The following is a 25,089-nucleotide window of genomic DNA, read 5'->3' as shown; positions in this document are numbered from 1 at the left end:
GAAACGGGCGCGCCACAGGGCCGCACGCGACCGCGGCAGGTAGCCGGGCCACCTCGGGTCGTCTAGAATCATCCGTTGTCCCCAGCCCAAGGTAGTCACCGATGTCTTTTGCCGAGCAACTCGCCCGCCTGCAGGTTTTTCTGGATGCCGATGACCTGCATGAAGAGGCGCTGGACTACATCGCCGCCCATGGCTACCTGACGGCACTGTGCATCTGCCCCGACCAGGTGCCCGAACGCGAATGGATCGACGCGCTGTTCGCCGAACCGCCCCGCTACGCCGACGATACCGAGCGCGAGGCCATCGAGGCGACGCTGGTGCAGCTCAAGGCCCACATCGCCCGCCAGCTGGCCAGCGACGAAGACATGGACCTGCCCTGCGACCTCGATCTGGGTGAAGACCCGGATGACTCCGAACTGCGCGGCTGGTGCATCGGCTTCATGGAAGGCGTCTTCCTGCGCGAGGCCGTCTGGTTCGAAGACGCCGAAGAGGAAGTCAGCGAGCTGCTGCTGCCGATCATGGTCGGTTCGGGCCTGTTCGACGAACAGCCTGAGTTTGCTGACATTGCCCAGGATGAGGGCCTGGTCGACGAGATGGTCGCACAGATCCCGGAGATCCTCACGGCGCTCTACCTGATCTGCCACGCACCCGAAGAAAAGCCCGCCCTGCTCAAGCCGCGCCGCCACTGAGAAGCCGGGCCGCGGCATGGCTCACCGCGATATCCCGCAGCTCCGCAACCCGCTGTTGCGTTACCTGCTGCTGGGTATTGGCTGGCTCAGCGTCGCATTGGGGGTGATCGGCATTTTCCTGCCGGTGCTCCCAACTACACCCTTTCTGTTACTCGCCGCGGCCTGCTTCGTGCGCAGCTCGCGGCGTTTCTATTTCTGGCTGGTCGGCCATAAACACCTGGGACCCTGGATCCGGGACTATCTCGAAGGCAACGGCATTCCGCTCAAGGGTAAGGTCTACGCGATCGGCCTGATGTGGCTGAGCATCGGCTTTTCCTGCTGGCTGGTACCGATGTTCTGGGCGCGGGCGTTCATGCTCAGCTCGGCGGCGCTGGTCACGCTCTATATCTTGCGGCAGAAGACCCTCGCCTCACGCTGACGATTCGTCCCGCAGGGCATGGTTGCGCTCGTAGGTATCACGCCCCATCGCCTGGATCTGCCCCTCGATGAGGGCGTCGAAAGGCTGCAGCAGCGCATCGAAACGCAGTGGCGCATCGAGCACCGACAGCGCGTGGACAATCGCCTCGATCGTCGACAACGCACCCTCGACGGGCGCTTTGCGCACCCGGTAGCGACTCTGCAGCCCTTGCGGCAATGCGACTCGCGGCAGTTCAGCCAAGCGGGGATTGAGATACAGCAGCTTGCGCGCCTTGCGCCAGGTACCGTCTGGCACCACCAGCAGCGATGTCTGTTCCGTCTGTGGCCATGGCTCCATCAAGATCCGCGCGCCCTCCCCCGGAAACAGCAGCCGTGCGCCTGTCCCGTGCGCATCGAGCACGCCCGCCAGTTCCTCGAAGCACTCGCCCACCCAGAGTTCTGCACGCTGCAACCCCAGCGCCGCCAAGCGCGCCGTGTTCAGGGCATGGCCCGCCTCGCTCGGGTGCTGCAGGATCAGCACCGAGGCACGGCTCGGCAAACTCGGAATCAGGGGGCAAAGGCAGTGGGCGAGCGGTCGCTGGCAGCGGGTACATAAGGGACGAGGCATGGGTTCTCTCTGCTGGTAGGCAAGTCTGCCACAGGCGTCACTGGTGGCGGAGCGACTATGCTAGCGACTCATCCAGGCCATCCGGGCTAACGCCATGATCACCGTACATCACCTGAACAATTCACGGTCCCAGCGCGTCCTCTGGCTGCTGGAAGAGCTGGAGCTATCCTACGAGGTCAAACGCTACGAGCGCGACGCCAAGACCATGCTGGCGCCCGCCGAGCTCAAAGCGGTACATCCGCTTGGAAAGTCGCCAGTGATTACCGACGGCGAGCTGACACTGGCCGAGTCGGCCGCGATCATCGAATACCTGCTCGAACGATACGCCCAAGGCCGCCTTCAGCCCTCGCCGGGCAGCCCCGAGCATCTGCGCTTTCGTTACTGGATGCATTATGCCGAGGGCTCGGCGATGCCTCCCCTGTTGCTGAAGCTGGTATTCGACAAGGTCGCGCAGAGCCCGATGCCTTTTTTCGTTCGCCCGATCGCGCGCGCGATCGCCAAAGGCGCAAACCAGGCTTTCATCGGCCCGCAGCTCAAGACTCACTTGGATTACATGGAAGGAGAATTGGGCAAGGCGCCCTGGTTTGCCGGCGAAACCTTCACGGGGGCCGACGTACAGATGAGCTTTCCGCTGGAAGCTGCCAGTTCACGGGGTGGGCTGGATGAAAGCCGGCCACGACTGATGGACTTTCTCAAGCGCATCCATGCGCGGCCGGCCTATCAACGGGCCCTGGAACGCGGCGGCCCGTACGACTTCGTACGCTGAGCCATTCAGCGCTGGCGACGATCCTGCGGCTGGCGTTGCGCCCGTACCGGGATCGGCTGTAGCCGGGGCGGCTCGACCAGGCCCAAGGCTACTGCCAGATTGACGCACATGCGATTGAGCCATGCTTTCATGAATCCACCCTCCTACTACATTAAGTTAGGCGCCGCAGACGGCGGGACCCGCAGGTCTCGATTTCAGATTAGCGCAAGCCGGCCTCCGCGGCCATCGACTCAGTTCTCGATCTCGACCCTCCAGACGGTATTGCCATCGCTGGCATCGTACGCCGCCAGCAGCACACCGCTGCGTATGCCCACCCCGCTCGCAGCGTCTCCACCCAGCATGCTCAGGATCAACGCGCCGTTGCGATAGCACTGAACCGTCTGGTTGATCGGCTTCAGAAAGTTGCGCGCAATCCTGCGTAGAGCGTGCGTCCCGGGCCCGGCTCGTAATAGCGCCCATTCGCGTCGTTGATTCGTACGTTGTCGAAATAGTCCCGATCGAACAGATTATCGAGGCCCAGATAAGGCTCGAGCACCTGCCCACCCACGCGCCAGCGGGTACCGATGCGGGCGTTGACCAGTGCATAACCGGCGACGCGCTCGGTGTTGGCGTCGTTGGCGTAGAAGCGGTCGAAGGCGTTGAAGTTGACCCGTGCGAACCAGTCGTCCTGCTCGTAGGCGAGTTCGGTGAACAGCGTCTGGCGGGGAATGCCGGCGACGACGTTGCCGTCGAAATTCGCCGTGCCGGCCTGGTAACGGCGGAATTCGAAATCGCTGTAGGTGTAGGCCGCGGTGAGTCGCCACGCGTCGTCGACCTGCCAGTCGACGCTCAGCTCCAGGCCATCACGCCGAGATGTCCCCGCGTTGCGGTAGTAATTGCGTCCGCTCTGCCCGGGCAGCGAATAGGACACCAGCTCCTCGTCGAGCTTCATGCTGAAGATCGCGACCTCATAACGCAGCGTCGGCCACTCACCTTTCAGGCCAATCTCGCGATTCAGCGCCTGAGCCGGTCCGAGGCTGGGGTTGAAGCCGCCGCCCGCAGGGTTGGCCAGCTCGTTGACCGTCGGCGTTTCGAAGGAGGTCGCCACCCGGCCATAGAGGTGGTGATGCGGGTCGAGCCGATAGCTCAGCCCGGTGCTGTAGTTCCAGTCGTCGAGGGTGCGCGAACCGGATTGGTCGCCATCACCAAGAAACTTGTCATCGACCGCCAACCGCACCCGGTCGTAGCGCACCCCCAGATTGGCCTGCCAGCGCTCGCTCAGGGCAATCTCGTCCTCGAGGAACAGACCGGCGCTGTCGGCCTTTTCGTCCTGGTACAGCGTCCGTGCGCCGCGCGTACCGAACAGGTTGTTGTGACGGCTGCGGTCGTCGCGCTGGGCCTCGAGCTCGAAGCCGCCGGTCAGGCGATGGCCGACGCCCAGCCAGTCGGCGCGGTGGGTGTATTGCCCGCCGACCCCGGCGAAACGCCGCTCGAAACTGGTCTGGCCACCGTTGGTGAAGGCCAGGCTGTTGCCGAACTCGCGCTGACCGACGTAACTGCGTAATTGATACTCGTCATCGCCCACACCGACGCCGTCCCAGACCAGCGACAAGCGTTGCTGGCGGATTTCCTCGTCACTGTCATAGGCCAGGTTGTTCGGCGCTGCGCCGTCGCGATTGCTGCGTACCTCTGCGGCGGTCAAGCCACCCGGATCCTCGGCCCGGTTATCGATGGCGTTGAAGTTCAGCCCCAGCCGCCCCGAATCGGCGTACCAGTTCACCTTGCCGGTCAGAGTGTTGGTCTCGGCGCGATTCTGGCTGCGATAGCCGTCGAGCTGGGTCGAGTTGAACGCGAGCAGCCCACCCACGTTGCCGCTCGTGCCACCGGTTTCCAGCCGAACACGGCGGTAGCCGAGCTCACCGCCCGTGACGTCCACCAGACTGTAGGGCTCGGCGGACGGCTCGCGAGTCTGGATCAACACCACACCACCGGCCGAGTTGCCGTACAGGGTAGAAGCCGGGCCGCGGATCACCTCGATGCGTTCCACCAGGCCGAAATCCAGGCCGTCGAGTTCGGTCTGACCATCGGGCATGGTCAGCGGCACGCCATCGACCAGTACTCGCACGCCACGCACGCCGAAGTTCGCCCGCGCGCCGAATCCGCGGATCGAAAGCCGCATGCCTTGAGCGACGTTGTAGCGATCCTGGGTAAACACGCCGGGGATCGGCGCCAGCATTCGGTCGAGGGTGAGGTTCTGCTCGCCGAGCGCCTGATTGGCTTCCACCACACCGACGGCCGCAGGGGTCTGCAGCCAGCTGGCTTCGGTGCGCGGCGCTGTGATCGTCAGCGCTTCGAGTTCGGTCGGCTCTGCCGCCAGCGAGGCACCGGCGATACCGGTGGAAAATAGCGCGAGCAGCGCTTTGGCCCGATGTTTGTTGTGATTCACGTGGTCCATCCCTGCGCGTTGAGTCGAGTGCGCTCTGCAGATTACTGCCGAACGCGAGCCAGGCAATGGACAGCGGTCGGCCGATGAGGTTTAGCCCCGGACAGTCACAGCGGCGCGAGCGGGAGCCGGGAGTATGTCCTTTCGTGTCAGGGCATGGAGCGAACCCGCCACTTCTCGGCGCTCATGGATGATCGTGGGCGTGGCGCCGGTAGGGGAAGACATCGATCACCTTCCCCTCGCGGATGGCGCTCTGCAGCCCTTTCCAGTAGTCGGCGTCATAGAGGTCGCCATGCAGGCTGGCGAACAACCGGCGCTGGGCTATGTCGGCGAACAGGAACCGGGGAAACTCTTCGGGAAAGACATCGTTGGGCCCCACCGAATACCAGGGCTCGGACGCCATCTCGTCTTCCGGATAACGGGCCTCGGGGATACGGCGGAAATTGACCTCGGTGAGAAAGCAGATCTCGTCGTAATCGTAGAACACCACGCGCCCGTGACGGGTCACGCCGAAATTCTTCAGCAGCATATCGCCGGGAAAGATGTTCGCCGCCGCCAACTGCTTGATTGCCAGACCATAGTCTTCCAGCGCTTGTTTGACTTGCTGCTCGCTGCCGCTCTCGACATACAGGTTGAGCGGCGTCATGCGCCGTTCGGTCCAGCAGTGGCGTATCAATACCGTCTCGCCCTGCACCTGGACCGTCGAGGGGGCGACTTCCAGCAGCTCGGCCAGGCACTCGGCCTCGAACTTGTCCTTCGGGAAGCGGAAGTCGGCGAACTCCTGGGTATCGGCCATGCGCCCGACGCGATCGACGTGCTTGACCAACCGGTACTTTTCGATGACCGCCGCGTGGTTGACCGTCTTGATGGGCGAGAAACGGTCCTTGATGATCTTGAACACGGTATTGAAGCCGGGCAGCGTGAATACGCTCATCACCATCCCGCGCACGCCCGGCGCCATGACGAAGCGATCGTCGGTGCTCGCCAGATGGTCGATCAAGGCGCGGTAGAACTCGGACTTGCCGTGCTTGTAGAAGCCGATCGAGGTGTAGAGTTCGGCGATGTGCTTGCCGGGCAGGATGCGCTTGAGAAAGCCGACGAATTCCGCCGGGACCGCCACCTCGACCATGAAATAGGAACGGGTGAACGAAAAGATGATGGAGACTTCCGCCTCGTCGGTGATCAGCCCATCGGCGACGATGCCCTGGCCTTCGCGGTGCAGCAGCGGTATGACCAGCGGCCATTGCTCATCGCGGGTATTGATGCGGCCAACGAGATAAGCGCCCTTGTTGCGGTAGAGCACCGAGCAGAACAGCTCGATGCTGAGTTCCGGGTCTTTGCAGACCCAGTCCGGCAGGCAGTTCTGCAACTGCGCGCTCAGCCGTGCGAGGTCGCTGTCCAGATCCCCGTAAGGCACCTCGAAGGCGTAGTCGCCGAGGATCTGCCTCAACACCCCGGTCAGGTCACCGTGGGGGCGATAGATGCGCGTCTGCGCTACCCGCTCTTCGGCGCGGATGGCCGGGCGGGTGGTCTGGATGAACATGGTGCGGTCGCTGATGCAGTCGTGGCTGAACAGCTTGCAGAAGATCGAGTTGTACCAGGTCTCGGCCAGCTCATCGTCCAGGCGCGGATCGATCAGCTCGATGTAGGCGGTTTTCACCTGCGACCACTGCTCGACCTGCAACAACGACGGCCGGTCGAAATGCTCCAGCAATCGGGTGCCGACTTCGCTCACCTTTTCTTCATAGAGACTGATACGGGCTGCCGAGGCGCGCTGGGCCTCCAGCCATTGGGCCTGTTCGAAGCGAGCCCTTGCGCCTTCGGTGATACGCCGAAACGCGTCGCGGTAATCGTCAAAGCCGAGAAGGATCTGCTGGGCGATATCGGCCGCGGGCCACTGCTGCGCCATGTCGGTGCGTCTCCGAAGGCAAGGTACGCCGAGCTTAGCCAGTGACCCGGCGCTTTGAAAGCACGGCGCCTCGGCAGCAAGCGCCACCCTTGTTCGGCCTGAGCGACTGGCGCGGCGGCCTGCTGAACACGATCACCAGCCCGCGCGCGATCAGCGCCATGCCCAGCAGCATCGGCAAGCCCATGTAGACGCGTCTTGAAATAGCGTGAACCGAAAATCTAGCGTGAAAGGCCGGTGGGTGCACCGGCCTTTCAGCGGCGATCACTGCACCAGTTCCTGCTCGGTGAACAGGTCGGCGAACAGCATGCTGGACAGGTAGCGCTCACCAGAGTCCGGCAGGATGACTACGATGTTCTTGCCCTTCATCTCAGGATGCTCGGCCAGACGCACCGCCACCGCCATCGCCGCGCCGGAGGAGATACCGCAGAGAATCCCCTCCTCGCGCATCAGGCGCAGCGCCATCGCCTTGGATTCTTCGTCGGTCACCTGTTCGACCCGATCGACCATCGACAGATCGAGGTTCTTCGGCACGAAGCCTGCGCCGATGCCCTGAATCTTGTGCGGGCTTGGCTTGACCTCCTGCCCTGCCAGAGTCTGGCTGATCACCGGTGAGCTCACCGGCTCCACCGCCACGGACAGAATCCGCTTACCCTGGGTGCGCTTGATGTAGCGGGAAATACCCGTGATCGTTCCGCCCGTGCCGACACCGGAAACCAGCACGTCGATCGCCCCCTCGGTGTCATTCCAGATTTCCGGACCGGTGGTCTTCTCGTGGATCGCCGGGTTGGCCGGATTCTCGAACTGCTGCGGCATGAAGTAGCGGTCGGGGTCCGAAGCCGCGATCTCGCTGGCCTTCTCGATGGCGCCCTTCATGCCCTTCGCAGGCTCGGTCAGTACCAGTTCGGCGCCGAGCGCCTTGAGCACCTTGCGCCGCTCCAGGCTCATCGAAGCGGGCATGGTTAGTATCAACTTGTAACCACGCGCCGCCGCGACGAATGCAAGACCGATCCCGGTATTGCCGGAGGTGGGCTCGACCAGCGTCATGCCCGGCTTGAGCCGTCCGGATTCCTCGGCGTCCCACACCATGCTCGCGCCGATCCGGCATTTGACCGAATGCGCCGGATTACGGCCTTCGATCTTGGCCAGCAAGGTCACGCCCTTGGGGCCGAGACGGTTGATCATAACCAGCGGCGTGTTGCCAATGGCCTGCGCGTTGTCTACGAAGATGCGACTCATGGCGGCTGTCCCTCGATCGATGCCAAAGAGGCAAGCCTATGTCGTGCCACAACGGGCGTCAAAATCGCTGAACCCCGGGCGCGAGCAGCAGTCTTTCTAGACATGAAGAACTCAGTGCGCATCCCGCTCATCGCCCTGTTGGTCATCGCCTTCCTCCTGCTGGCGTTGCACCTGGCGCTGCCCTATCTGGTACGTAACCTGCTCAACGACAAGATGGCGGATATGGGTGATTACCGCGGTCACGTCGAAGATGTCGACCTGGCCTGGTGGCGAGGCGCCTACCAGATAAACGACCTGGTGATCAGCAAGGCCGACGACTCGGTGCAGGTGCCGCTCCTGCGTGTCCCGGTGATCGATCTTGCGGTCAGCTGGCGCGCGCTGTGGGAAGAACGTGCGATCGTCGCGGTGGTTCGCCTGCAGGAGCCGGAGCTCAATTTCGTCGACAGCGAAAGCGAATCGGAGAAGCAGACCGGCGAAGGCGTCGACTGGCGCGACACGTTGCAGGAGCTGCTGCTCGTTCGCCTCGACGAGGTGCAGATCGAGAACGGCACCCTGGCGTTTCGCAATTTCAGCTCGGACCCGCAGGTCAACCTCTATGCCGACCAGGTCAACCTGACCATCAACAACCTCACCAACGAACGTGATACCGAAGGCAGCCGCGACGCGAGCCTCAAAGGCACTGCGCGCTTTCTCGACCACGCGCCAATGGAAGTGGAAGCCTATTTCGACCCGCTGGTGCGCATGGAAGACTTCGATTTCCGCCTGCGCGTGACCGGGACCGACCTGACCCGCCTCAACGACTTCGCCTCCGCCTACGGCCGCTTCGACTTCAAGGGCGGCACCGGCGATCTGGTGGTCGAGGTGGAAGCGCGCAATAGCCAGCTCGACGGCTACATCAAGCCGCTGTTGCACAACGTCGACGTGTTCGATTGGGAACAGGACGTGAAGAACGACGACGAGGGCTTTTTGCGAGGGCTCTGGGAAGCCGTGGTGGGCGGCGGGCAGAATGTCCTGCAGAACCAGGAAAAGGACCAGTTCGCCACGCGTATCGAAGTGTCCGGCAACATTGCGGACACCGATGTGAGCCCTTTGCAGGCCTTCTTCGCGATACTGCGCAACGCCTTTGTCGAAGCCTTCGCGCCGCGCTTCGAACGGGCTCTCGGTGAAGACGAATGAGCTGCGAAGCACCAACCAGCACCCGGCCCGATCATTCAGTGACTGAATGACGGCGCTTCGTTCACAGCCGGTGACCGTCGGGCTATAGTCGCGCTACTCAAGCTCGCTCGCCCGCTCATGCCGGGCCACCTGTCCCAAGGAACCCCGATGAAGTTCGAAGGTACTCAATCCTACGTCGCCACCGACGATCTGAAACTGGCGGTCAACGCCGCGATCACCCTGCAACGGCCATTGCTGGTCAAGGGCGAACCGGGCACCGGCAAGACCATGCTCGCCGAACAGCTGGCCGAATCCTTCGGTGCCAAGCTGATCACCTGGCACATCAAATCGACCACCAAGGCGCACCAGGGCCTGTATGAATACGATGCGGTGAGCCGTCTGCGCGATTCCCAGCTCGGCGTCGATAAAGTCCACGACGTGCGCAACTACATCAAGAAGGGCAAGCTCTGGGAGGCCTTCGAGGCCGAGGAGCGGGTGATCCTGCTGATCGACGAGATCGACAAGGCCGACATCGAGTTTCCCAACGACCTGCTGCAGGAACTCGACAAGATGGAGTTCTACGTCTACGAGACGAACGAGACCATCAAGGCCACGCAGCGCCCGATCATCATCATCACCTCCAACAACGAGAAGGAGTTGCCGGACGCCTTCCTGCGCCGCTGCTTCTTCCATTACATCGCCTTCCCGGATCGCCAGACGCTGCAGAAGATCGTCGACGTGCACTATCCCGGCATCAAGCAGTCGCTGGTGGCCGAGGCGCTGGATATCTTCTTCGACGTCCGCAAGGTGCCTGGGTTGAAGAAAAAGCCGTCGACCTCCGAGCTGGTCGACTGGCTCAAGCTGTTGATGGCCGACGACATCGGCGAGGCCGTTCTGCGCGAGCGCGATCCGACCAAGGCGATTCCGCCGCTGGCCGGCGCGCTGGTGAAGAACGAACAGGACGTGCAGCTGCTGGAACGGCTGGCCTTCATGAGCCGCCGCAGCAGCCGCTGAAGCCAGACACGTCTCCCCTGTTCAGTAAACGGAGGAAGAGTCATGCATACCGGTAGCTGTCTGTGCGGAGCGGTCGCGTACCGCATCGATGCGCCCATCGAGGCGCTTACCCACTGCCATTGCAGCATGTGCCGCAAGGCCCATGGCGCGGCGTTCGGTACCTACGCCACCGTACCGCTGGAACACTTCCATCTGACCAAGGGCAAGGACCAGCTCGGCGTGTATCACTCGTCCGAGCACGTCACCCGGACGTTCTGCCGTCACTGCGGGGCCAACCTGCAGTTCGTCGACAATCGCGATCACTCCATCGGCGTGGCGGCCGGCACAATGGATTCGGAGCTGCCCGTGGTACCGCAGAGCCACATCTACGTCGGCTCCAAGGCTCCCTGGTACGAGATCCAGGACGACCTGCCCCAACATGCCGAAGGCAGCTGACGCGCCTTCTTTTGCCTGACGCACTCCGTCACGCCCGAGGTTTTACATGCTGCTTGGCCTGTTCAATGAAATGCGCGCCGCCAAGGTCCCGGTGTCGGTCCGCGAACTGCTCGACCTGATCAACGCGCTCGAAGCGCGCGTAGTCTTCGCCGACATGGACGAATTCTACTTTCTCGCCCGCACCGTGCTGGTCAAGGACGAGCGTCACTTCGACAAATTCGACCGGGCCTTCGGCGCCTATTTCCAGGGGCTGGAAAACCTCGACAAATACCTCGAAGCACTGATTCCCGAAGAATGGCTGCGCAAGGAATTCGAGCGCAACCTGACCGACGAGGAACGCGCCCAGATCCAGTCACTCGGCGGCCTGGACAAGCTCATCGAGGAATTCAAGAAGCGCCTCGAGGAACAGAAGGAAAAGCACGCCGGCGGCAACAAATGGATCGGCACCGGCGGCACCAGCCCCTTCGGCTCGGGCGGCTACAACCCCGAAGGCATCCGCGTAGGTAATGCCGGAAAGCGCCAGGGCAAGGCGGTCAAGGTCTGGGACCAGCGTGAATACAAGAACCTGGACGACAACGTCGAGCTCGGCACCCGCAACATCAAGATCGCTCTGCGCCGCCTGCGCAAGTTCGCCCGGCAGGGCGCTGCGGAAGAGCTGGACATCGACGGCACCATCGACCACACCGCCCGTGACGCCGGGCTGCTGAACATCCAGATGCGCCCGGAGCGGCGCAATGCGGTCAAGCTGCTGTTGCTGTTCGACATCGGCGGCTCGATGGATGCCCATGTGAAGATCTGCGAGGAACTGTTCTCGGCCTGCAAGACCGAGTTCAAGCACCTCGAATATTTCTACTTCCACAACTTCATCTACGAATCGGTCTGGAAGAACAACTTCCGCCGTACCTCCGAGCGCACCTCGACCTTCGATCTGCTGCACAAGTACGGGCCGGACTACAAAGTGGTGTTCGTTGGCGATGCCGCCATGGCGCCCTATGAGATCACCCAGCCCGGCGGCAGCGTCGAGCACTGGAACGAAGAAGCGGGCTACGTCTGGATGCAGCGCTTCATGGAAAAGTACAAGAAGCTCATCTGGATCAACCCGTACCCGAAGGACACCTGGGGCTATACCTCGTCCACTAGCATCATCCGCGAGCTCGTGGAAGACCGGATGTATCCGTTGACGCTCAACGGTCTCGAGGACGGGATGCGTTTTCTCGCCCGCGGCTGAACATCGGACCGAAGCACCGCCCAACTGGCCGAGCCTCAAGGCCAGGCTGAACAGCGCCTGACGCACCGCAGCGAACTGCTCCGCACCCGGAGGTTGATGGCTCCCCGCAGGCGATCAGCGAACGTCGAAGCGCTGCTCAGCCAGCTTTCGATCCCCGTGGAACACCATGAAATACCATTGGCCGGGCACTACTTCATGGGACTCGGAGAACTCGAACGCCATGACGTCGACAGGCGCCTCCGGCACCAGCTTTTGCTGTACCTCGAATTTGTCATGGCGCTTGCCATCGGGCGTGACGACACCGGGCGTCAGGTACAACAGCGTCAGCGGCATGTCGTCGGTACGCTTTCCGGAGAGCCGGTAGCGCATACCGAACTTGGTGCCGAGCTTAGCCGGCACCTGGCTTCCTGGCTGAATACGTTGATCGCTGCGGCTGATAACCCGCTCGCCCGGCTGGGGGTCACGGTGCTGGCTTTCGAACACGCCAAACTCGATCGGCCCCTCGAGCGTGACCTCGCCCAGGGCAAGTCCGCTCGAAAGCGCCAGGGCCAGCGCGGCGGCCGTGAAGAAAGAGGTACGCAATGCCATGTCAGGTTCCTTGGGTCGGTAGCGCGAGCCTACGAGCCCAAGGTGACAGCGCGATGACTTCAGCGGCCGGCGGCTTGCCGTGCGGTGCGCGGCAGGACGTTCAGGAAATTGTCCCTCGCCACCTGCATCGCAACGTCCTCGGGCAGCGCGTCCAGAAACCCATCGAACCCTTTCATGTACTCGCCCAGACTACCGAACTGCCCCACCACGTCGGAGCCGAGCATGAACCGGTCGGGGAAGCGCTTGACCAGTTCGACCCACTCCGGATCCGGCGTGCCCTCCTCGCCCAGCAGATAAGGTCGCAGCACGGTCCACGAGAGGTCGATGTAGAGATTGGGATAGTCGCCCAACATGCGGCTCACCGTATCGAGGAGAAAGTCGAGCTTCTCCTGATGGCGATGCAGCTCCATGCTCGTGCCGGCATGTGCCCATATGAAGCGCACGTGCGGATGATTGCGCAACGGCTCCTCGAGCTCCTGAAGATACAGCGGATTGCGCTCACGCTTGGAGGTGATGTTGGAGTGGATCATCACCGGCAGGTCGTACTCGGCGGCCAGGTGGTAGACGCGGGTCAGTGCTTCGTTATTGGCCCTCGGCGTGTCGCCGTAGGTCAGCGCCGTAAGGTCGTCGTGGCGGGTGAAGACTTCTCCGAGCCCCTGCCAGAGCCCAGGATCGAGCTCCAGCATCCGGCGGATATGCGCATCGGCATTCTTGTCGGTCGGATTGAAGCCTGACAGGAACGGATGGAAGCGTTTGCGCTGTTCGGCTGGCAGCTTCTTGACCGCAGCGGCGACGAACACGTCCGTCGCGCTGTACCAGTAGGCGCCGGCATCGTCGCCGGCGTAATAGCGCGGGCGCTTGGGCTCGTTCTCGTGCCACTTCTTGGCGACCGGAATGCCTGAGATCATTACGTGATCGATGCCAGCCGCATCCATCGCCTCGAGCAGTTCGGGCATGCCGGCGCTTTCCTGGAAGAAATTCACGTAATGCAGATGTGCGTCACTGTAGCGGTACTCGCGAGCCTGGACGTTCAGGCTGAACGCGAGCGTGAGGATGACGGATGTTGCGAAACGAATGCTGGCCAAAACGGGCTCCTTGTATGACCCAGCATAGACCTGCCCTCGAACGCAGCGGTTCATCAGGCGGCCCTCCCTGGCCCATTGAGTCGTGACAAAACATCTCGATGGCAGAACCAGACCGTTCCAACACGGGGCTGGCCGAGCGCTGACCGAAGGAAGGCCTCGCTCGGCAGCGAGGCCTTCCGGTCACCTGACGAACACTTCCGCGAACAGATCGTCCATCGCCTTGAAGGCACGCGCCGCGACCACCGGATGGTATTCGTTGCGCCCCGGCACATTGGCCACGGGACTGGTGAACGAATGCACCGCGCCGCCATAGCTGACCAGCTGCCAGTCGGCCTTGGCGGCCTTCATCTCAGCGACGAAACCGTCCACCTGCTCCTGCGGCACCGCCGGATCATCGGCACCGTGCAGCACCAGCACCGGCGCCTTGATGTTCTTCGCATCGTCCGGGTTGGGGGTATCGAGGTTGCCGTGGAAGGACACGAAGCCCTTGAGCGGCGCGCCCGAACGCGCCAGTTCCAGCACCGTGCCGCCGCCAAAGCAGAAGCCGATGGCACCGAGTCGATCGGTATCCAATGCCACCTCGCCTTGCTGTTTCTGCAATGCATCCACCGCGGCCTGCGCGCGCTTGCGCATCAGCGGCCGGTCGGCACGCAGCGCGGCGGTAACCACCTTGGCCTCATCCGGCCCGGAAGGCCGCGTCGCCTTGCCATACATGTCCGCCACAAAGACCACGTATTTGTCGCTCGCCGCACGTGCAGCCTTCTTGGCCGTGTTCTCATTGATGCCAAGCCAGCTCGGCACCATCATCAGGCCCGGCCGCGGCGTAGTGACGTTGTCGTCGTACACCAGCAGCCCCTCGAAGGTTTCGCCATCGATTTCGTATTCCACCGGCTTCATTACAACCCCGGCTTCGGCGAGCCCAACCAGACCGGCAAAAGCCAGGGGCAGCAGGGTTTTCTTGTTCATGACGGTATCCTTCCAGCGGTTGAAAAGTGGCTGTAACCATAGCCGCGCAGGCATGAAAAAGCCCGTCGAAACGGGCTTCTTCATTGCTACTCGAGATTACTTCGAAAGCTCGACCAGCAGCTTGTTCAGCCGTTGCACGTATGCCGCCGGGTCCTTCAGGCTGTCGCCTGCCGCCAGTGCGGCCTGATCGAAGAGGATGTGCGAAAGCTCACCGAAGCGGTCTTCGTCAGCCTCTGCATCGAGCCGTTCTATCAAGGGATGGCCCGGATTGAACTCGAAGATGGGCTTGGACTCAGGCACCTTCTGCCCGCTCGCCTCGAGAATCTGACGCATCTGCAGACCCAGATCCTGCTCGCCGATGGCAAGAATCGCCGGCGAATCGGTCAGACGATGCGAAACCCGCACCTCGGCCACCTGATCGCCCAGCGCTTCCTTCAGGCGCTCGACCAACCCTGCTTTGGATTTGGCGATCTCTTCCTGAGCCTTCTTGTCTTCTTCCGAATCCAGCGTGCCCAGGTCCAGGTCGCCGCGGGCGACGTCGACGAACTGCTTGCCGTCGAACTCGGTCAGGTAGCTCATCAGCCACTCATCGATGCGGTCGGTCAGCAGCAGGACCTCGATGCCTTTCTTGCGGAAGACTTCCAGGTGCGGGCTGTTCTTGACCTGAGCATAGGACTCGCCGGTGAGGTAGTAGATCTTGTCCTGGCCTTCCTTCATGCGGCCGACGTAATCGGCCAGCGCGACGGCCTGCTCGCCAGCGTCGGTGCTGGTCGAGGCGAAGCGCAGCAACCCGGCGATCTTCTCCTTGTTGGCGAAGTCCTCGGCGGGACCTTCCTTGAGCACCTGCCCGAACGCCTTCCAGAACGCCTTGTATTCTTCGGGCTTGTCCTTGGCGAGTTTTTCCAGCATGTCCAGGACACGCTTGGTCAACGCCGACTTCATCGAATCGATGACCGGATCCTTCTGCAGAATCTCGCGCGAAACGTTGAGCGACAGATCGTTGGAATCGACAACACCCTTGATGAAGCGCAGGTACAGCGGCAGGAACTCGTCGGCCTGATCCATGATGAATACGCGCTGCACGTACAGCTTCAAGCCCTTGGGCGCTTCGCGCTGATAGAGGTCGAATGGCGCACGGCCCGGCACGTAGAGCAGCGAGGTGTACTCGAGCTTGCCTTCGACCTTGTTGTGGCTCCAGGTCAGTGGGTTTTCGAAGTCATGGGCAACGTGCTTGTAGAATTCCTGGTATTCCTCGTCCTTGACCTCGCTGCGCGAACGGGTCCACAGCGCGCTGGCGCGGTTGACGGTTTCCCACTCGGGCTCTGCGCTCGCCTGCTCTTCGTCCTTGTCCTCGCCGTAGCGTTCTTTGGGCAGCTCGATCGGCAGCGCGATGTGGTCAGAGTATTTCTTGATCACGTTGCGAAGGCGCCAGCCATCGGCGAACTCTTCGTCGCCGGACTTCAGATGCAGCACGATACGCGTTCCGCGGTCGGCCTTCTCGACGTTGGCGACTTCGAAGTCACCCTCGCCCTTCGATGACCAGTGCACACCCTCGCTTGCCGGAGCACCTGCGCGGCGAGTGAAGACATCGACCTGATCGGCAACGATGAAGGCGGAATAGAAGCCCACACCGAACTGACCGATCAGGTGCGAATCCTTCTTCTGGTCGCCGGTGAGGTTTTTCATGAAATCGGCGGTGCCGGACTTGGCGATGGTACCCAGGTGGGTAATCACATCCTCGCGGCTCATGCCGATGCCGTTGTCCTCGAGAGTCACGGTCCTGGCTTCCTTGTCGAAGCTGACCCGGATCTTCAGCTCGCCACCACCCTCGAGCAGCTCGGGCTTGGCCAGCGCTTCGAAACGCAGCTTGTCGGCGGCATCCGATGCGTTGGAGATCAGCTCACGCAGGAAGATCTCCTTGTTCGAATACAGCGAATGGATCATCAGGTGCAGCAGCTGCTTCACCTCGGTCTGGAAGCCCAGGGTTTCTTTTTGAGTTTCCACACTCATGGTCATCGAACTCCGATTAATCAATGGCATGTACCGCGGTTGCGGCGATGTTCAGGCAGATGGGGGCGTAGCGCGCCATTTCAAGTCTGAGAAACGACGAGGCCGCCCCAATGGACGGCCTCGGTCTAATGGCAATGACGTCTAGATCCTGGAGTTCGCCTCGGATCCGCGCAATTCGCGGCCAAACGTCAGGGTTCCATCAGCTCGAGCATGACGATCTCACTCGGTGCCAGATTATAGAAAGCCTCCCCCGGGCCGTTGAGTACACGACGGATGAGCAGGTTGCCGCTGCTGTCCAAGCCCTTGAAGCGGCCATCGGCGACGCCGCCACGCTCGGTATGCGCACGCACCAGCAGATGGCGGTAACGGTCGGGCTTGGCCAGCAGGGCTTCGAGGGAGAAACCCTTGCGCCGATCGCGATCGACCGTCGGCGTGACAGGTTTCTCGACAGGCACTGGCGTTTCGCGCACGACAGGCTTGGCCTCGGCCACTACCGATTGGGCGAGCGGCGGATAGTCGTCTCCCTCAACCGCCCAACCCAAAGAGCCTTTGGTCAACGCCAGGCTGAGCGCTTCGGGCTTTTCGGCAATAGTGGCCTTGACCTCCAGCGTCAGCTCGGTAGCCGGCAGCGCAACCGATGCCAGCGGCTCGAGGGCGACTTCACGGGTAGCGAAGCGGCGCTGGAGGTAATCCTGAATCACATGGCGCAGGGTGTCGGTCGAGTCGTGCCGGCGATCGACTACTCCGTCGCGATAGCGCAACTGGTTGCGATAGATCTCGACCTTGCCGCTGAGGCTCGTCTGGTACTGAGGCGGCAGCACCAGGTGGAAATCGCCGACCAGCTTGTTCGGAGGGACTGGCGCCAAATCAAGGTGCAGCGTGTAGCCACGAGCGACTCGCCGCGCCTCCGGCAGCTCCTGATCGGGCCTTAGCCAGTTGATGGCGATTTCGGGTAGCGGTCCGGCATCGCCGGGCAGTACGTCCAGCCGCAGCGGTCCTTCGCCGACCGGCTGAGGGAAGCGGATACTGACTTCCTGGCTAGCAAAGAAATCCTTGCCCTCGCGCAGCACCAGGGTATTGCCGGAAAATTCGCCCAGCTGCGGTACGAAGGGCCGACCTGAGAGTTCGCCGCGCACCATGATGTCGAGTTCGGGCTTGGTGCGCGCTTCGGGGTTCAGCCAGCTCAGACTCAGGATGGCTTCGAGGCGCTCGCTGTCATGGCTGGCCAGCAGCGAGAGGCCAACAATCAAGGGAATCACGCCCAGCACCGCAAGAATCACGGCGCGCCGCGCGGTGTGCCAGTGGCAGAACATGTAGGCCAGGGTAATCGGCGGAACGAGGCTACCAACGCCCCATAGCAGGCTGGTACCGAACGCCCGGCTGACCAGCCAGACGAACCCCGCAAGCATCAGCAGCAAGCCGCCGAGTATCAACAACGCGTCCATTCACAATCCTTGAAGCCATCTGGGATGAAACGCTGACGGCCTGTCCCGTCACGTCATCCGGCAGCGCCTCAGGGTTCGTCGACCTTGAAGTGGCAGCGGGCGGTTGCGATGGGCTCGGCCTGGGTGGTCTGCCAGGCGGTGATGGCGACGTTGGCGACTCGACGTCCCTGGCGCCAGACCTGGCAGGCAGCGAAGGTGTCACGATAATGACCCGCTCGAAGGTAATCTATCGAGAAGTCGATGATTTTGGGCAAATGTGGCGAGCCCATGAACATCAGCAGGTGCAACAGCGCGGCATGCTCCATGAACCCGGCGATCACGCCGCCGTGCAAGGCCGGAAGCACCGGATTGCCGATGTTGTCTTCGCTCTGCGGCAGACGGAATACCATGTCATCACCCAGGCGCAGGCACTCGATCCCAATCAGCTGCGCATAGGGCACCATGCTGATCAAGCCGTCGTAGTCGTTGCTCTCGTGGGCTCGGCGGACCAGCTCATCCAGACGGACTCCGCTCATGCCGCAGACCCCCTGTCCTTCTCCATGCCGGGCAACGAAACCGCCTTACCCATGCGCATGAACGCGCCGACTACATGGGCGATCGGCTCGTTGATGTCGCGCTGGTAGGCGACGCCTCGGGTGAAGATCACCGTGGGCGTGACGCGATAACACTCGGCAAAGCCAAACACGTCATGGTCCGGTTCGGCCGGGTGCATGTAGTCGATGCGCAGGTCCAGTGTCGGGCAGATCTCGAACTCAGGCAGTACGCAGGCGGTGGAGATGCCGCAGGTCGTATCCATCAGCGTAGTGATAGCGCCGCCATGGATGCCGCGTGTCTGTGGGTTGCCAATGATCCACTCGCTGTAGGGCAGACGCAGCGTCAGCCCCTTTTCGTCCGCGTGTTCGACACGCAGCCCGAGCACCTGGCAGTGCTTGAGCAGAGAAAGAAAGCGCTGGGTGCGTTCGAAGATCGGGTTATCGCTCATCGCGGGCTCGAATGAGGGAGGCATCATGGCGTGGCGTCTCCACCGGGGCCGGCTTTCGGCGCCTCGGCTATCGGCGCCTGGGTGAACACCATGACCTCGAGTACGTCGGAATGGAACTCGCGCCGGTACAGGATCAGCACCACCCCGGCTGTAACGACCATGAAAAACCATGGGTTGACGAACCAGCCGAGCACCGCCATGCCGAAATAGTAGGCGCGCAGCCCATAGTTGAACTGGTTGGCCGCCATCGAAATGACGCGCGCCGTGCGCTCGGAAAACGCACGGCGCTCCTGATCCGACACATTGCGCTCGCCCACCATCGGTGCCGAGCCGACCAGCACCGCAGCAAAGTTGTACTGCCGCATACACCAACTGAACGTGAAAAACGCATAGACGAACACTACCGCCAGCGCGAGCAGCTTGAGCTCCGATACGCCACGACTGACCGGCTGCGCGAAGGGCAGATCGGCAAGCAACGAGACCGCGCGGTCGGATGCGCCAAGAACGGTCAGCACACCGGCGAGGATGATCAGCGTGCTGGAAGCGAAGAACGACGCGTTGCGCTCCAGGTTGCCGATCACATTGGCGTCGGCGATGCGGTTGTCGCGCAACAGCATGCGGCGCATCCAGTCCTCGCGGTACAGATGCAGCACACTGGCAAGGCAGGCAGTGTCTCGTGCCCGCCAACTGGCATAGCGGCTGTATCCGACCCAGCAAAGAATGAACCAGCAAACCGCGATCAGATGAGGTATTGCGTAAGCGTAATTCGACATGACAACTGTGGCAGGCCTTATTCGACGGGCTGATTATAGCCAGCGCAGCACCTTAGCGCTGACCGAAGCGGCGCCTCGCCGCCGCTCCGTGACTGACCGAATGCCGGGTTAGGCATTCGGCCTCAAGAATCAGGCCGCTCGCCTCATGCCCACCAATCGGTCGACAATCACCGTCAGCACCAAGGTCACCAACACGGGCACCAGCCAGCCCATACTCTGTTCGGCCAGCGGCAGCTGCGTGAAAACGGCCGGAATGGCCGAGGAAAAGCCCGCGGCAGCCAGGCCATCGACGACACCGAACACCAGCGTGACCGCCATTACCGGGACGAACACCCGCGACTGCGATAGCCAGAACCGGTCCAGCAGGCTCAGCCCTACCAGTACGATCGCCAACGGGTAGAGGCCGACCAATACCGGAACCGAAACGCTGATCAGCTGGGTCAAGCCCTGGTTCGCCACCGCCAGACTGAACAGCGCGAAGACGATGACCACCGCCCGGTAAGAGACCGGCAACAGCTGGCTGAAGAACTCGCCACAGGCAGTAATCAGGCCGACCGCAGTGGTCAGACAGGCCAGCGTGATCACCAGTGCCAGCAGCAGGCTACCGGGTGTACCGAAGGTGTGCTGAACGTATGCCGTCAGGATCTGCCCGCCGTTCTGCGCTTCGCCAGCGATGCCATGGCTGGTGGCGCCAAGATAGAACAACGTCAGATAGACCAGCGACAGCCCAATGGCAGCGATCACCCCGGCGGCCATCGAATAGCGGGTCACCAGCCGCGGCTCGATGACGCCCCGATCGCGAATGGCGGTGGCAATCACGATGCCGAAGACCAGGGCGCCCAGCGTATCCATGGTCAGGTAGCCTTCCAGAAAACCTTTGAGCATGGGCGTGTTGCGGTATCCCGCAGCGGTCTCGCCAATCTCCCCTGCCGGTGCGAACAGGGCCGCGCCGCCGAGCACAATGAGCGCGGCAAGCAATATTGGCGTAATGAATTTACCGATACGGTTGACCAACTGGCCAGGGTTCAGCGTAAGGAAGAGCACTGCGGCGAAATAAAGCACACTGAATAGCAGCAGCGAGCCGGCCGAGCCGCCACTGAAGGGCGCAATCCCCATCTCGAACGCCACCACGGCCGTTCGCGGCGTGGCGAACAATGGCCCGATGGCGAGATAGACCGCGACGGCCAACAGCGCGCCGGCAACTTTGCCAAGCGGCGCGGTGAGCCTGTCCATGCCGCCGCCGACCCGCGCCAGAGCGACCACGGTCAGCAACGGCAGACCGACACCGGTCAGCAGAAATCCCAGCGCCGCGCGCCACAGGTGATCGCCGGCGGCCAGGCCGGCACTGGGAGGAAAGATGATATTGCCCGCGCCGAGAAACAACGCGAAGGTCATGAAGCCAAGCGCTAGCAGGTCGAAACTTTTCAAACGAGTCATCAAAAGTAATACCGAACGAAAAAGACGTGAATGCGGGTTTCCCGAACGGGTAAGGGAAACGTCATCTGCTTCGTGGGCAGAATCATCGAGCCTGCCGGGCACCAGGGTGAGGTGCGTCGACCATTACAGAGCTTGGCACGCAAATGAGGCGCCGGCCTGCGGGTTCATCGGTGACACAAAAACAGAGGCCACCCGAAGGTGGCCTCTGTAACAGAAAGCCTAACCTCAGGCTTTCTTGATTTCCCAACCAGTCAGCTCGGCCAGGGCCTTGCCGATGTCGGCCAGAGAACGCACGGTCTTCACACCGGCGTCCTGCAGGGCGGCGAACTTCTCGTCCGCAGTGCCCTTGCCGCCGGAGATGATCGCACCGGCATGGCCCATGCGCTTGCCCGCCGGAGCGGTCACGCCTGCGATGTAGGACACCACCGGCTTGGTCACGTTGGCCTTGATGTAGGCTGCCGCTTCTTCCTCGGCAGAGCCGCCGATCTCGCCGATCATCACGATCGCCTCGGTCTTCGGATCTTCCTGGAACAGCTTCAGGATATCGATGAAGTTGGAGCCCGGGATCGGGTCGCCACCGATACCGACGCAGGTCGACTGGCCGAAGCCGGCGTCGGTGGTCTGCTTCACGGCTTCATAGGTCAGGGTGCCGGAACGCGACACGATACCGACCTTGCCTGGCAGGTGAATGTGACCGGGCATGATGCCGATCTTGCACTCGCCGGGAGTGATCACGCCCGGGCAGTTCGGCCCAATCAGACGCACGCCCAGCTCGTCGCACTTGACCTTGGCTTCAAGCATGTCGATGGTCGGAATGCCTTCGGTGATGCAGACGATCAGCTTGATGCCGCCGAATGCCGCTTCCAGAATCGAGTCCTTGCAGAACGGAGCCGGAACGTAGATGACCGAAGCGTCGGCGCCAGTGGCTTCTACGGCTTCCTTGACGGTGTTGAACACCGGCAGGCCGAGGTGGGTAGTGCCGCCCTTGCCGGGGGTCACGCCGCCAACCATCTGGGTGCCGTAGGCGATCGCCTGTTCGGAGTGGAAGGTACCCTGCGAACCAGTGAAACCCTGGCAGATGACTTTGGTGTCTTTATTGATCAGGACGCTCATTACTTACCCTCCGCGGCCTTGACGACCTGCTGAGCAGCGTCGGTCAGGCTGGTTGCCGCGATGATGTTCAGACCGCTTTCAGCGAGCACCTTGGCGCCCAGCTCAGCGTTGTTACCTTCCAGACGGACGACAACCGGAATCTTCACACCGACTTCTTTGACCGCGCCGATGATGCCTTCGGCAATCATGTCGCAGCGGACGATGCCGCCGAAGATGTTGACCAGGACGGCCGCGACGTTGCTGTCGGACAGAATGATCTTGAAGGCTTCGGTCACGCGCTCCTTGGTGGCGCCGCCGCCAACGTCCAGGAAGTTGGCTGGCTTGCCGCCGTGCAGGTTGACGATGTCCATGGTGCCCATGGCCAGACCGGCACCGTTGACCATGCAGCCGATGTTGCCTTCGAGCGCCACGTAGTTCAGTTCGAACTTGGCAGCGTGCGCTTCGCGCGGGTCGTCCTGGGACGGGTCATGCATTTCGCGCAGCTTGGGCTGGCGGTACATGGCGTTGCCGTCGATGTTGATCTTGGCGTCCAGGCAGTGCAGGTTGCCGTCTTTCTTGATGACCAGCGGGTTCACTTCCAGCAGCGCCAGGTCGTAGTCCTGGAACAGCTTGGCCAGACCGACGAAGATCTGGGTGAACTGCTTGATCTGGTCGCCCTTGAGGCCCAGCTGGAAGGCCAGCTCGCGGCCTTGGAAAGGCTGAGCGCCGACCAGCGGGTCGATGGTCGCCTTGAGAATCTTCTCGGGGGTATCGTGGGCCACTTTCTCGATGTCCACGCCACCTTCGGTGGAAGCCATGAACACGATGCGACGGCTGGAGCGATCAACGACGGCGCCGAGGTACAGCTCCTTGTCGATGTCGGTGCAGGACTCGACGAGGATCTTGCTGACCGGCTGACCATTGGCGTCGGTCTGGTAGGTCACCAGGCGCTTGCCGAGCCAGTTGGCGGCGAAGGCCTTGGCGTCCTCGCGGCTCTTGACCAGCTTCACACCGCCGGCTTTGCCGCGGCCACCCGCGTGGACCTGGGCCTTGACGACCCACTCGCTGCCGCCAATCTTGTCGCAGGCCGCAGCTGCTTCGTCGGGAGTATCCACGGCGAAGCCTTTGGAAACAGGCAGGCCGTATTCAGCGAACAGCTGCTTACCCTGATATTCGTGAAGATTCATGCTTATCTACCGTCTTCGTTTGGTATCGCGCATTTCGGCGCTGCACTACATGCCGCGCCACCTTGTGACTGCACCCAAGTGACAGTCCGACGGCATTCCGCGGTGCTCGCGAAAGCACGACGGGCCGCCGTCCATGGTTTCTTATTGTTTTAACGTTTCTTGCGGTTGGCGATATGAATCGCGTGGCCGTTGACGGCCAGCGCAGCTTCATGCAGCGCCTCGGACATGGTCGGATGCGAAAACACCATCATGCCCAGGTCCTCGGCACTGGTGCCGAACTCCATGCCGATCGCGCCCTGCTGTACCAGCTCGGCAGCGCTCGGGCCCATTACGTGAACACCCAGCACCCGGTCGGTCTTCGCGTCGGCGATGACCTTGACCAGACCTGCGGTGTCGTTTGCCGCCATCGCACGCCCACTCGCGGCGAACGGGAAGGTACCGACGTTGATTTCAACGCCTTCGGCCTTCAGTGCCTGCTCGGACTTGCCCACCCATGCGATTTCCGGATGGGTATAGATGACCGATGGAATCAGGTCATAGTTCATCTGCGCCTTGTGACCGGCGATGCGCTCGGCAACCATCACGCCCTCTTCCGAGGCCTTGTGAGCCAGCATCGCGCCACGTACCACGTCGCCGATAGCGTAAACGCCCGGCACGCTGGTCGCGCAGTAGTCGTCGACGAAGATGAAGCCACGCTCGTCCATATCGACGCCAGCGTCGGCAGCCAGAAGGTCGGTGGTAACCGGGCGGCGACCGACGGCAACGATCAGCTTGTCGAAAGTCTGCTGTTGCTCACCTTCGGCAGTGGTGTAGCTGACGGTGACTTGGTCACCTTCAACCTTGGAACCAGTCAGGCGCGCACCCAGGAGAATCTTCAGGCCCTGCTTGGAGAGCACCTTGAAGGCTTCCTTGGAGATCTGTTCGTCAGCGGCAGGCAGAAACTTGTCCATCGCTTCGATCACAGTGACTTCGGCGCCCAGACGGGCCCATACCGAGCCCAGTTCCAGACCGATGACACCGGCACCGATCACGCCCAGCTTGCCCGGAACGCTGGTGAAATCCAGGGCACCAGTGGAATCGACGATGGTCTTCTGATCGACCGGGGCCGGCGGGATATCGACCGGCTTGGAGCCGGAAGCGAGGATCACGTTCTCGGCGGCCAGGGTCTGGGTGTTGCCGTCCAGACCGGTGACTTCCACCTGCTTGCCAGCCAGCAGCTTGCCGTGGCCTTCGAATACGGTCACGCCGTTGGCCTTGAGCAGCGCAGCGACACCGCCGGTGAGGTTTTTGACGATTTGATCCTTGCGCCCGATCATCGTCGGAACGTCGACCGAGACTTCGCCAGTGCTGATGCCGTGAACATTGAAGCTCTCGTGAGCTTCGTGGAACTTGTAGGAGCTGTCCAGCAGGGCCTTGGACGGGATGCAACCCACGTTCAGGCAGGTGCCACCCAGTGCGGTCTTACCTTCCTTGCCCTGGTATTTCTCGATGCAGGCAGTCTTCAGGCCCAGCTGTGCGGCGCGAATGGCAGCCACATAGCCGCCGGGGCCTGCACCGATGACGATCACGTCGAATTTATCGCTCATTTCAAATCCTCTCTAAGCTCAAGCTGAAAGCGTTGGGCTGCAAGCCGATGGCTGTCCGAG

The 25,089-nt window shown here is 62.2% G+C and carries 25 protein-coding genes; 8 read left to right on the top strand and 17 right to left on the bottom strand.

Translation table 11 applies throughout. From position 1 onward, the window contains the following. Positions 1–101 precede the first annotated feature (101 nt). Together G7026_RS14780 and G7026_RS14775 are read left to right on the top strand one after the other, a co-directional pair. Positions 102–689, top strand: coding sequence for a UPF0149 family protein (locus tag G7026_RS14780; protein ID WP_138408716.1), 588 nt, complete (start codon positions 102–104; stop codon positions 687–689). A gap of 16 nt (positions 690–705) precedes the next feature. Beyond that, positions 706–1,107 (top strand): YbaN family protein, encoded by a 402-nt coding sequence (locus G7026_RS14775; RefSeq protein ID WP_181071681.1) that lies wholly within the window; start codon positions 706–708, stop codon positions 1,105–1,107. Here G7026_RS14775 and G7026_RS14770 read toward each other — a convergent pair. Beyond that, positions 1,099–1,713 carry a tRNA-uridine aminocarboxypropyltransferase gene (locus tag G7026_RS14770; RefSeq protein WP_181071680.1) on the bottom strand — a complete coding sequence of 205 codons (615 nt, stop codon included), beginning with the start codon at positions 1,711–1,713 and terminating at the stop codon, positions 1,099–1,101. The two genes, G7026_RS14775 and G7026_RS14770, sit on opposite strands and share 9 nt — an antisense overlap. Before the next feature lie 94 nt (positions 1,714–1,807). Between G7026_RS14770 and G7026_RS14765 the strand changes: the two genes are divergently transcribed. Then, the gene (locus tag G7026_RS14765; protein ID WP_181071679.1) at positions 1,808–2,479 is read left to right on the top strand and encodes a glutathione S-transferase; all 672 of its coding nucleotides are present in this window, start codon (positions 1,808–1,810) and stop codon (positions 2,477–2,479) included. 5 nt (positions 2,480–2,484) lie between these two features. On the opposite strand, the gene G7026_RS22650 is transcribed toward G7026_RS14765, so the two are convergent. The 3 genes from G7026_RS22650 to aceK all read right to left on the bottom strand — a co-directional run bounded on the left by G7026_RS22650 (position 2,485) and on the right by aceK (position 6,810). Next, on the bottom strand, positions 2,485–2,610 hold the full coding sequence (locus tag G7026_RS22650) for a PA1414 family protein (RefSeq protein ID WP_258190289.1): 126 nt from the start codon (positions 2,608–2,610) through the stop codon (positions 2,485–2,487). Positions 2,611–2,873: 263 nt separating this feature from the next. Then, positions 2,874–4,913: a TonB-dependent receptor family protein gene (locus tag G7026_RS14760; protein ID WP_181071678.1), complete on the bottom strand. Its 2,040-nt coding sequence runs from the start codon at positions 4,911–4,913 to the stop codon at positions 2,874–2,876. A gap of 172 nt (positions 4,914–5,085) precedes the next feature. After that, complete coding sequence (aceK, locus tag G7026_RS14755) at positions 5,086–6,810, bottom strand: bifunctional isocitrate dehydrogenase kinase/phosphatase (protein WP_181071677.1); 1,725 nt, start codon at positions 6,808–6,810, stop codon at positions 5,086–5,088. 41 nt (positions 6,811–6,851) lie between these two features. Between aceK and G7026_RS14750 the strand changes: the two genes are divergently transcribed. Beyond that, positions 6,852–6,998 (top strand): hypothetical protein, encoded by a 147-nt coding sequence (locus G7026_RS14750; protein WP_181071676.1) that lies wholly within the window; start codon positions 6,852–6,854, stop codon positions 6,996–6,998. Positions 6,999–7,071: 73 nt separating this feature from the next. Here the strand turns inward: G7026_RS14750 and cysK are convergent, their stop codons facing one another. Further along, positions 7,072–8,046 carry a cysteine synthase A gene (gene cysK, locus G7026_RS14745; RefSeq protein ID WP_181071675.1) on the bottom strand — a complete coding sequence of 325 codons (975 nt, stop codon included), beginning with the start codon at positions 8,044–8,046 and terminating at the stop codon, positions 7,072–7,074. Between the two features lie 102 nt (positions 8,047–8,148). Here cysK and G7026_RS14740 point away from each other — a divergent pair, with 102 nt between their 5' ends. The 4 genes from G7026_RS14740 to G7026_RS14725 all read left to right on the top strand — a co-directional run bounded on the left by G7026_RS14740 (position 8,149) and on the right by G7026_RS14725 (position 11,878). After that, positions 8,149–9,222 carry a DUF748 domain-containing protein gene (locus tag G7026_RS14740; protein ID WP_181071674.1) on the top strand — a complete coding sequence of 358 codons (1,074 nt, stop codon included), beginning with the start codon at positions 8,149–8,151 and terminating at the stop codon, positions 9,220–9,222. A 147-nt stretch (positions 9,223–9,369) separates the two neighbouring features. Beyond that, entirely contained in the window at positions 9,370–10,215 is an 846-nt protein-coding gene (locus tag G7026_RS14735) for an AAA family ATPase (protein WP_181071672.1), read from the top strand. Positions 10,216–10,257: 42 nt separating this feature from the next. Next, positions 10,258–10,650 carry a GFA family protein gene (locus G7026_RS14730; RefSeq protein WP_181071671.1) on the top strand — a complete coding sequence of 131 codons (393 nt, stop codon included), beginning with the start codon at positions 10,258–10,260 and terminating at the stop codon, positions 10,648–10,650. Positions 10,651–10,696: 46 nt separating this feature from the next. Beyond that, entirely contained in the window at positions 10,697–11,878 is a 1,182-nt protein-coding gene (locus G7026_RS14725; RefSeq protein WP_181071670.1) for a vWA domain-containing protein, read from the top strand. Between the two features lie 114 nt (positions 11,879–11,992). On the opposite strand, the gene G7026_RS14720 is transcribed toward G7026_RS14725, so the two are convergent. The 12 genes from G7026_RS14720 to lpdA all read right to left on the bottom strand — a co-directional run bounded on the left by G7026_RS14720 (position 11,993) and on the right by lpdA (position 25,029). After that, positions 11,993–12,466 carry a DUF3859 domain-containing protein gene (locus G7026_RS14720; RefSeq protein ID WP_181071669.1) on the bottom strand — a complete coding sequence of 158 codons (474 nt, stop codon included), beginning with the start codon at positions 12,464–12,466 and terminating at the stop codon, positions 11,993–11,995. A gap of 59 nt (positions 12,467–12,525) precedes the next feature. Next, positions 12,526–13,605, bottom strand: a complete 1,080-nt coding sequence (locus G7026_RS14715; RefSeq protein WP_181071668.1) for an amidohydrolase family protein — start codon at positions 13,603–13,605, stop codon at positions 12,526–12,528. Between the two features lie 126 nt (positions 13,606–13,731). Continuing rightward, positions 13,732–14,517, bottom strand: coding sequence for a dienelactone hydrolase family protein (locus G7026_RS14710; protein ID WP_181071666.1), 786 nt, complete (start codon positions 14,515–14,517; stop codon positions 13,732–13,734). Positions 14,518–14,613: 96 nt separating this feature from the next. Further along, on the bottom strand, positions 14,614–16,527 hold the full coding sequence (htpG, locus tag G7026_RS14705; RefSeq protein ID WP_181071665.1) for a molecular chaperone HtpG: 1,914 nt from the start codon (positions 16,525–16,527) through the stop codon (positions 14,614–14,616). 188 nt (positions 16,528–16,715) lie between these two features. Then, the gene (locus G7026_RS14700; protein WP_181071663.1) at positions 16,716–17,972 is read right to left on the bottom strand and encodes an MFS transporter; all 1,257 of its coding nucleotides are present in this window, start codon (positions 17,970–17,972) and stop codon (positions 16,716–16,718) included. Positions 17,973–18,040: 68 nt separating this feature from the next. Continuing rightward, positions 18,041–18,487: a PaaI family thioesterase gene (locus G7026_RS14695; RefSeq protein ID WP_181071662.1), complete on the bottom strand. Its 447-nt coding sequence runs from the start codon at positions 18,485–18,487 to the stop codon at positions 18,041–18,043. Next, positions 18,484–18,954: a PaaI family thioesterase gene (locus tag G7026_RS14690; RefSeq protein WP_181071660.1), complete on the bottom strand. Its 471-nt coding sequence runs from the start codon at positions 18,952–18,954 to the stop codon at positions 18,484–18,486. Before G7026_RS14690 ends, G7026_RS14695 begins: the two co-directional genes overlap by 4 nt. 23 nt (positions 18,955–18,977) lie before the next feature. Further along, positions 18,978–19,727, bottom strand: a complete 750-nt coding sequence (locus G7026_RS14685) for a DUF599 domain-containing protein (RefSeq protein ID WP_181071659.1) — start codon at positions 19,725–19,727, stop codon at positions 18,978–18,980. Positions 19,728–19,856: 129 nt separating this feature from the next. After that, the gene (gene brnQ, locus G7026_RS14680; RefSeq protein ID WP_181071657.1) at positions 19,857–21,164 is read right to left on the bottom strand and encodes a branched-chain amino acid transport system II carrier protein; all 1,308 of its coding nucleotides are present in this window, start codon (positions 21,162–21,164) and stop codon (positions 19,857–19,859) included. A 225-nt stretch (positions 21,165–21,389) separates the two neighbouring features. Continuing rightward, on the bottom strand, positions 21,390–22,277 hold the full coding sequence (gene sucD / locus G7026_RS14675; RefSeq protein ID WP_138408698.1) for a succinate--CoA ligase subunit alpha: 888 nt from the start codon (positions 22,275–22,277) through the stop codon (positions 21,390–21,392). Beyond that, positions 22,277–23,443 (bottom strand): ADP-forming succinate--CoA ligase subunit beta, encoded by a 1,167-nt coding sequence (sucC, locus tag G7026_RS14670; RefSeq protein ID WP_138408697.1) that lies wholly within the window; start codon positions 23,441–23,443, stop codon positions 22,277–22,279. Before sucC ends, sucD begins: the two co-directional genes overlap by 1 nt. A 149-nt stretch (positions 23,444–23,592) precedes the next feature. Next, positions 23,593–25,029 carry a dihydrolipoyl dehydrogenase gene (lpdA, locus tag G7026_RS14665; RefSeq protein ID WP_181071656.1) on the bottom strand — a complete coding sequence of 479 codons (1,437 nt, stop codon included), beginning with the start codon at positions 25,027–25,029 and terminating at the stop codon, positions 23,593–23,595. Between the last annotated feature and the right edge of the window lie 60 nt (positions 25,030–25,089).

This window comes from Stutzerimonas azotifigens, from assembly GCF_013522725.1.
Classification (GTDB): Bacteria; Pseudomonadota; Gammaproteobacteria; order Pseudomonadales; family Pseudomonadaceae; genus Stutzerimonas; species Stutzerimonas azotifigens_A.
This window is presented reverse-complemented; position numbering and strand designations above follow the sequence as displayed.

What these genes read in the sequence shown, in the direction of transcription:
- G7026_RS14780 (WP_138408716.1), top strand. Translation starts at nt 102, where the DNA reads ATGTCTTTTGCCGAGCAACTCGCCCGCCTGCAGGTTTTTCTGGATGCC.
- G7026_RS14775 (WP_181071681.1), top strand. Translation starts at nt 706, where the DNA reads ATGGCTCACCGCGATATCCCGCAGCTCCGCAACCCGCTGTTGCGTTAC.
- G7026_RS14770 (WP_181071680.1), bottom strand. Translation starts at nt 1,713, where the DNA reads ATGCCTCGTCCCTTATGTACCCGCTGCCAGCGACCGCTCGCCCACTGC.
- G7026_RS14765 (WP_181071679.1), top strand. Translation starts at nt 1,808, where the DNA reads ATGATCACCGTACATCACCTGAACAATTCACGGTCCCAGCGCGTCCTC.
- G7026_RS22650 (WP_258190289.1), bottom strand. Translation starts at nt 2,610, where the DNA reads ATGAAAGCATGGCTCAATCGCATGTGCGTCAATCTGGCAGTAGCCTTG.
- G7026_RS14760 (WP_181071678.1), bottom strand. Translation starts at nt 4,913, where the DNA reads ATGGACCACGTGAATCACAACAAACATCGGGCCAAAGCGCTGCTCGCG.
- aceK (WP_181071677.1), bottom strand. Translation starts at nt 6,810, where the DNA reads ATGGCGCAGCAGTGGCCCGCGGCCGATATCGCCCAGCAGATCCTTCTC.
- cysK (WP_181071675.1), bottom strand. Translation starts at nt 8,046, where the DNA reads ATGAGTCGCATCTTCGTAGACAACGCGCAGGCCATTGGCAACACGCCG.
- G7026_RS14740 (WP_181071674.1), top strand. Translation starts at nt 8,149, where the DNA reads ATGAAGAACTCAGTGCGCATCCCGCTCATCGCCCTGTTGGTCATCGCC.
- G7026_RS14735 (WP_181071672.1), top strand. Translation starts at nt 9,370, where the DNA reads ATGAAGTTCGAAGGTACTCAATCCTACGTCGCCACCGACGATCTGAAA.
- G7026_RS14730 (WP_181071671.1), top strand. Translation starts at nt 10,258, where the DNA reads ATGCATACCGGTAGCTGTCTGTGCGGAGCGGTCGCGTACCGCATCGAT.
- G7026_RS14725 (WP_181071670.1), top strand. Translation starts at nt 10,697, where the DNA reads ATGCTGCTTGGCCTGTTCAATGAAATGCGCGCCGCCAAGGTCCCGGTG.
- G7026_RS14720 (WP_181071669.1), bottom strand. Translation starts at nt 12,466, where the DNA reads ATGGCATTGCGTACCTCTTTCTTCACGGCCGCCGCGCTGGCCCTGGCG.
- G7026_RS14715 (WP_181071668.1), bottom strand. Translation starts at nt 13,605, where the DNA reads ATGAACCGCTGCGTTCGAGGGCAGGTCTATGCTGGGTCATACAAGGAG.
- G7026_RS14710 (WP_181071666.1), bottom strand. Translation starts at nt 14,517, where the DNA reads ATGAACAAGAAAACCCTGCTGCCCCTGGCTTTTGCCGGTCTGGTTGGG.
- htpG (WP_181071665.1), bottom strand. Translation starts at nt 16,527, where the DNA reads ATGAGTGTGGAAACTCAAAAAGAAACCCTGGGCTTCCAGACCGAGGTG.
- G7026_RS14700 (WP_181071663.1), bottom strand. Translation starts at nt 17,972, where the DNA reads ATGGACGCGTTGTTGATACTCGGCGGCTTGCTGCTGATGCTTGCGGGG.
- G7026_RS14695 (WP_181071662.1), bottom strand. Translation starts at nt 18,487, where the DNA reads ATGAGCGGAGTCCGTCTGGATGAGCTGGTCCGCCGAGCCCACGAGAGC.
- G7026_RS14690 (WP_181071660.1), bottom strand. Translation starts at nt 18,954, where the DNA reads ATGAGCGATAACCCGATCTTCGAACGCACCCAGCGCTTTCTTTCTCTG.
- G7026_RS14685 (WP_181071659.1), bottom strand. Translation starts at nt 19,727, where the DNA reads ATGTCGAATTACGCTTACGCAATACCTCATCTGATCGCGGTTTGCTGG.
- brnQ (WP_181071657.1), bottom strand. Translation starts at nt 21,164, where the DNA reads ATGACTCGTTTGAAAAGTTTCGACCTGCTAGCGCTTGGCTTCATGACC.
- sucD (WP_138408698.1), bottom strand. Translation starts at nt 22,277, where the DNA reads ATGAGCGTCCTGATCAATAAAGACACCAAAGTCATCTGCCAGGGTTTC.
- sucC (WP_138408697.1), bottom strand. Translation starts at nt 23,443, where the DNA reads ATGAATCTTCACGAATATCAGGGTAAGCAGCTGTTCGCTGAATACGGC.
- lpdA (WP_181071656.1), bottom strand. Translation starts at nt 25,029, where the DNA reads ATGAGCGATAAATTCGACGTGATCGTCATCGGTGCAGGCCCCGGCGGC.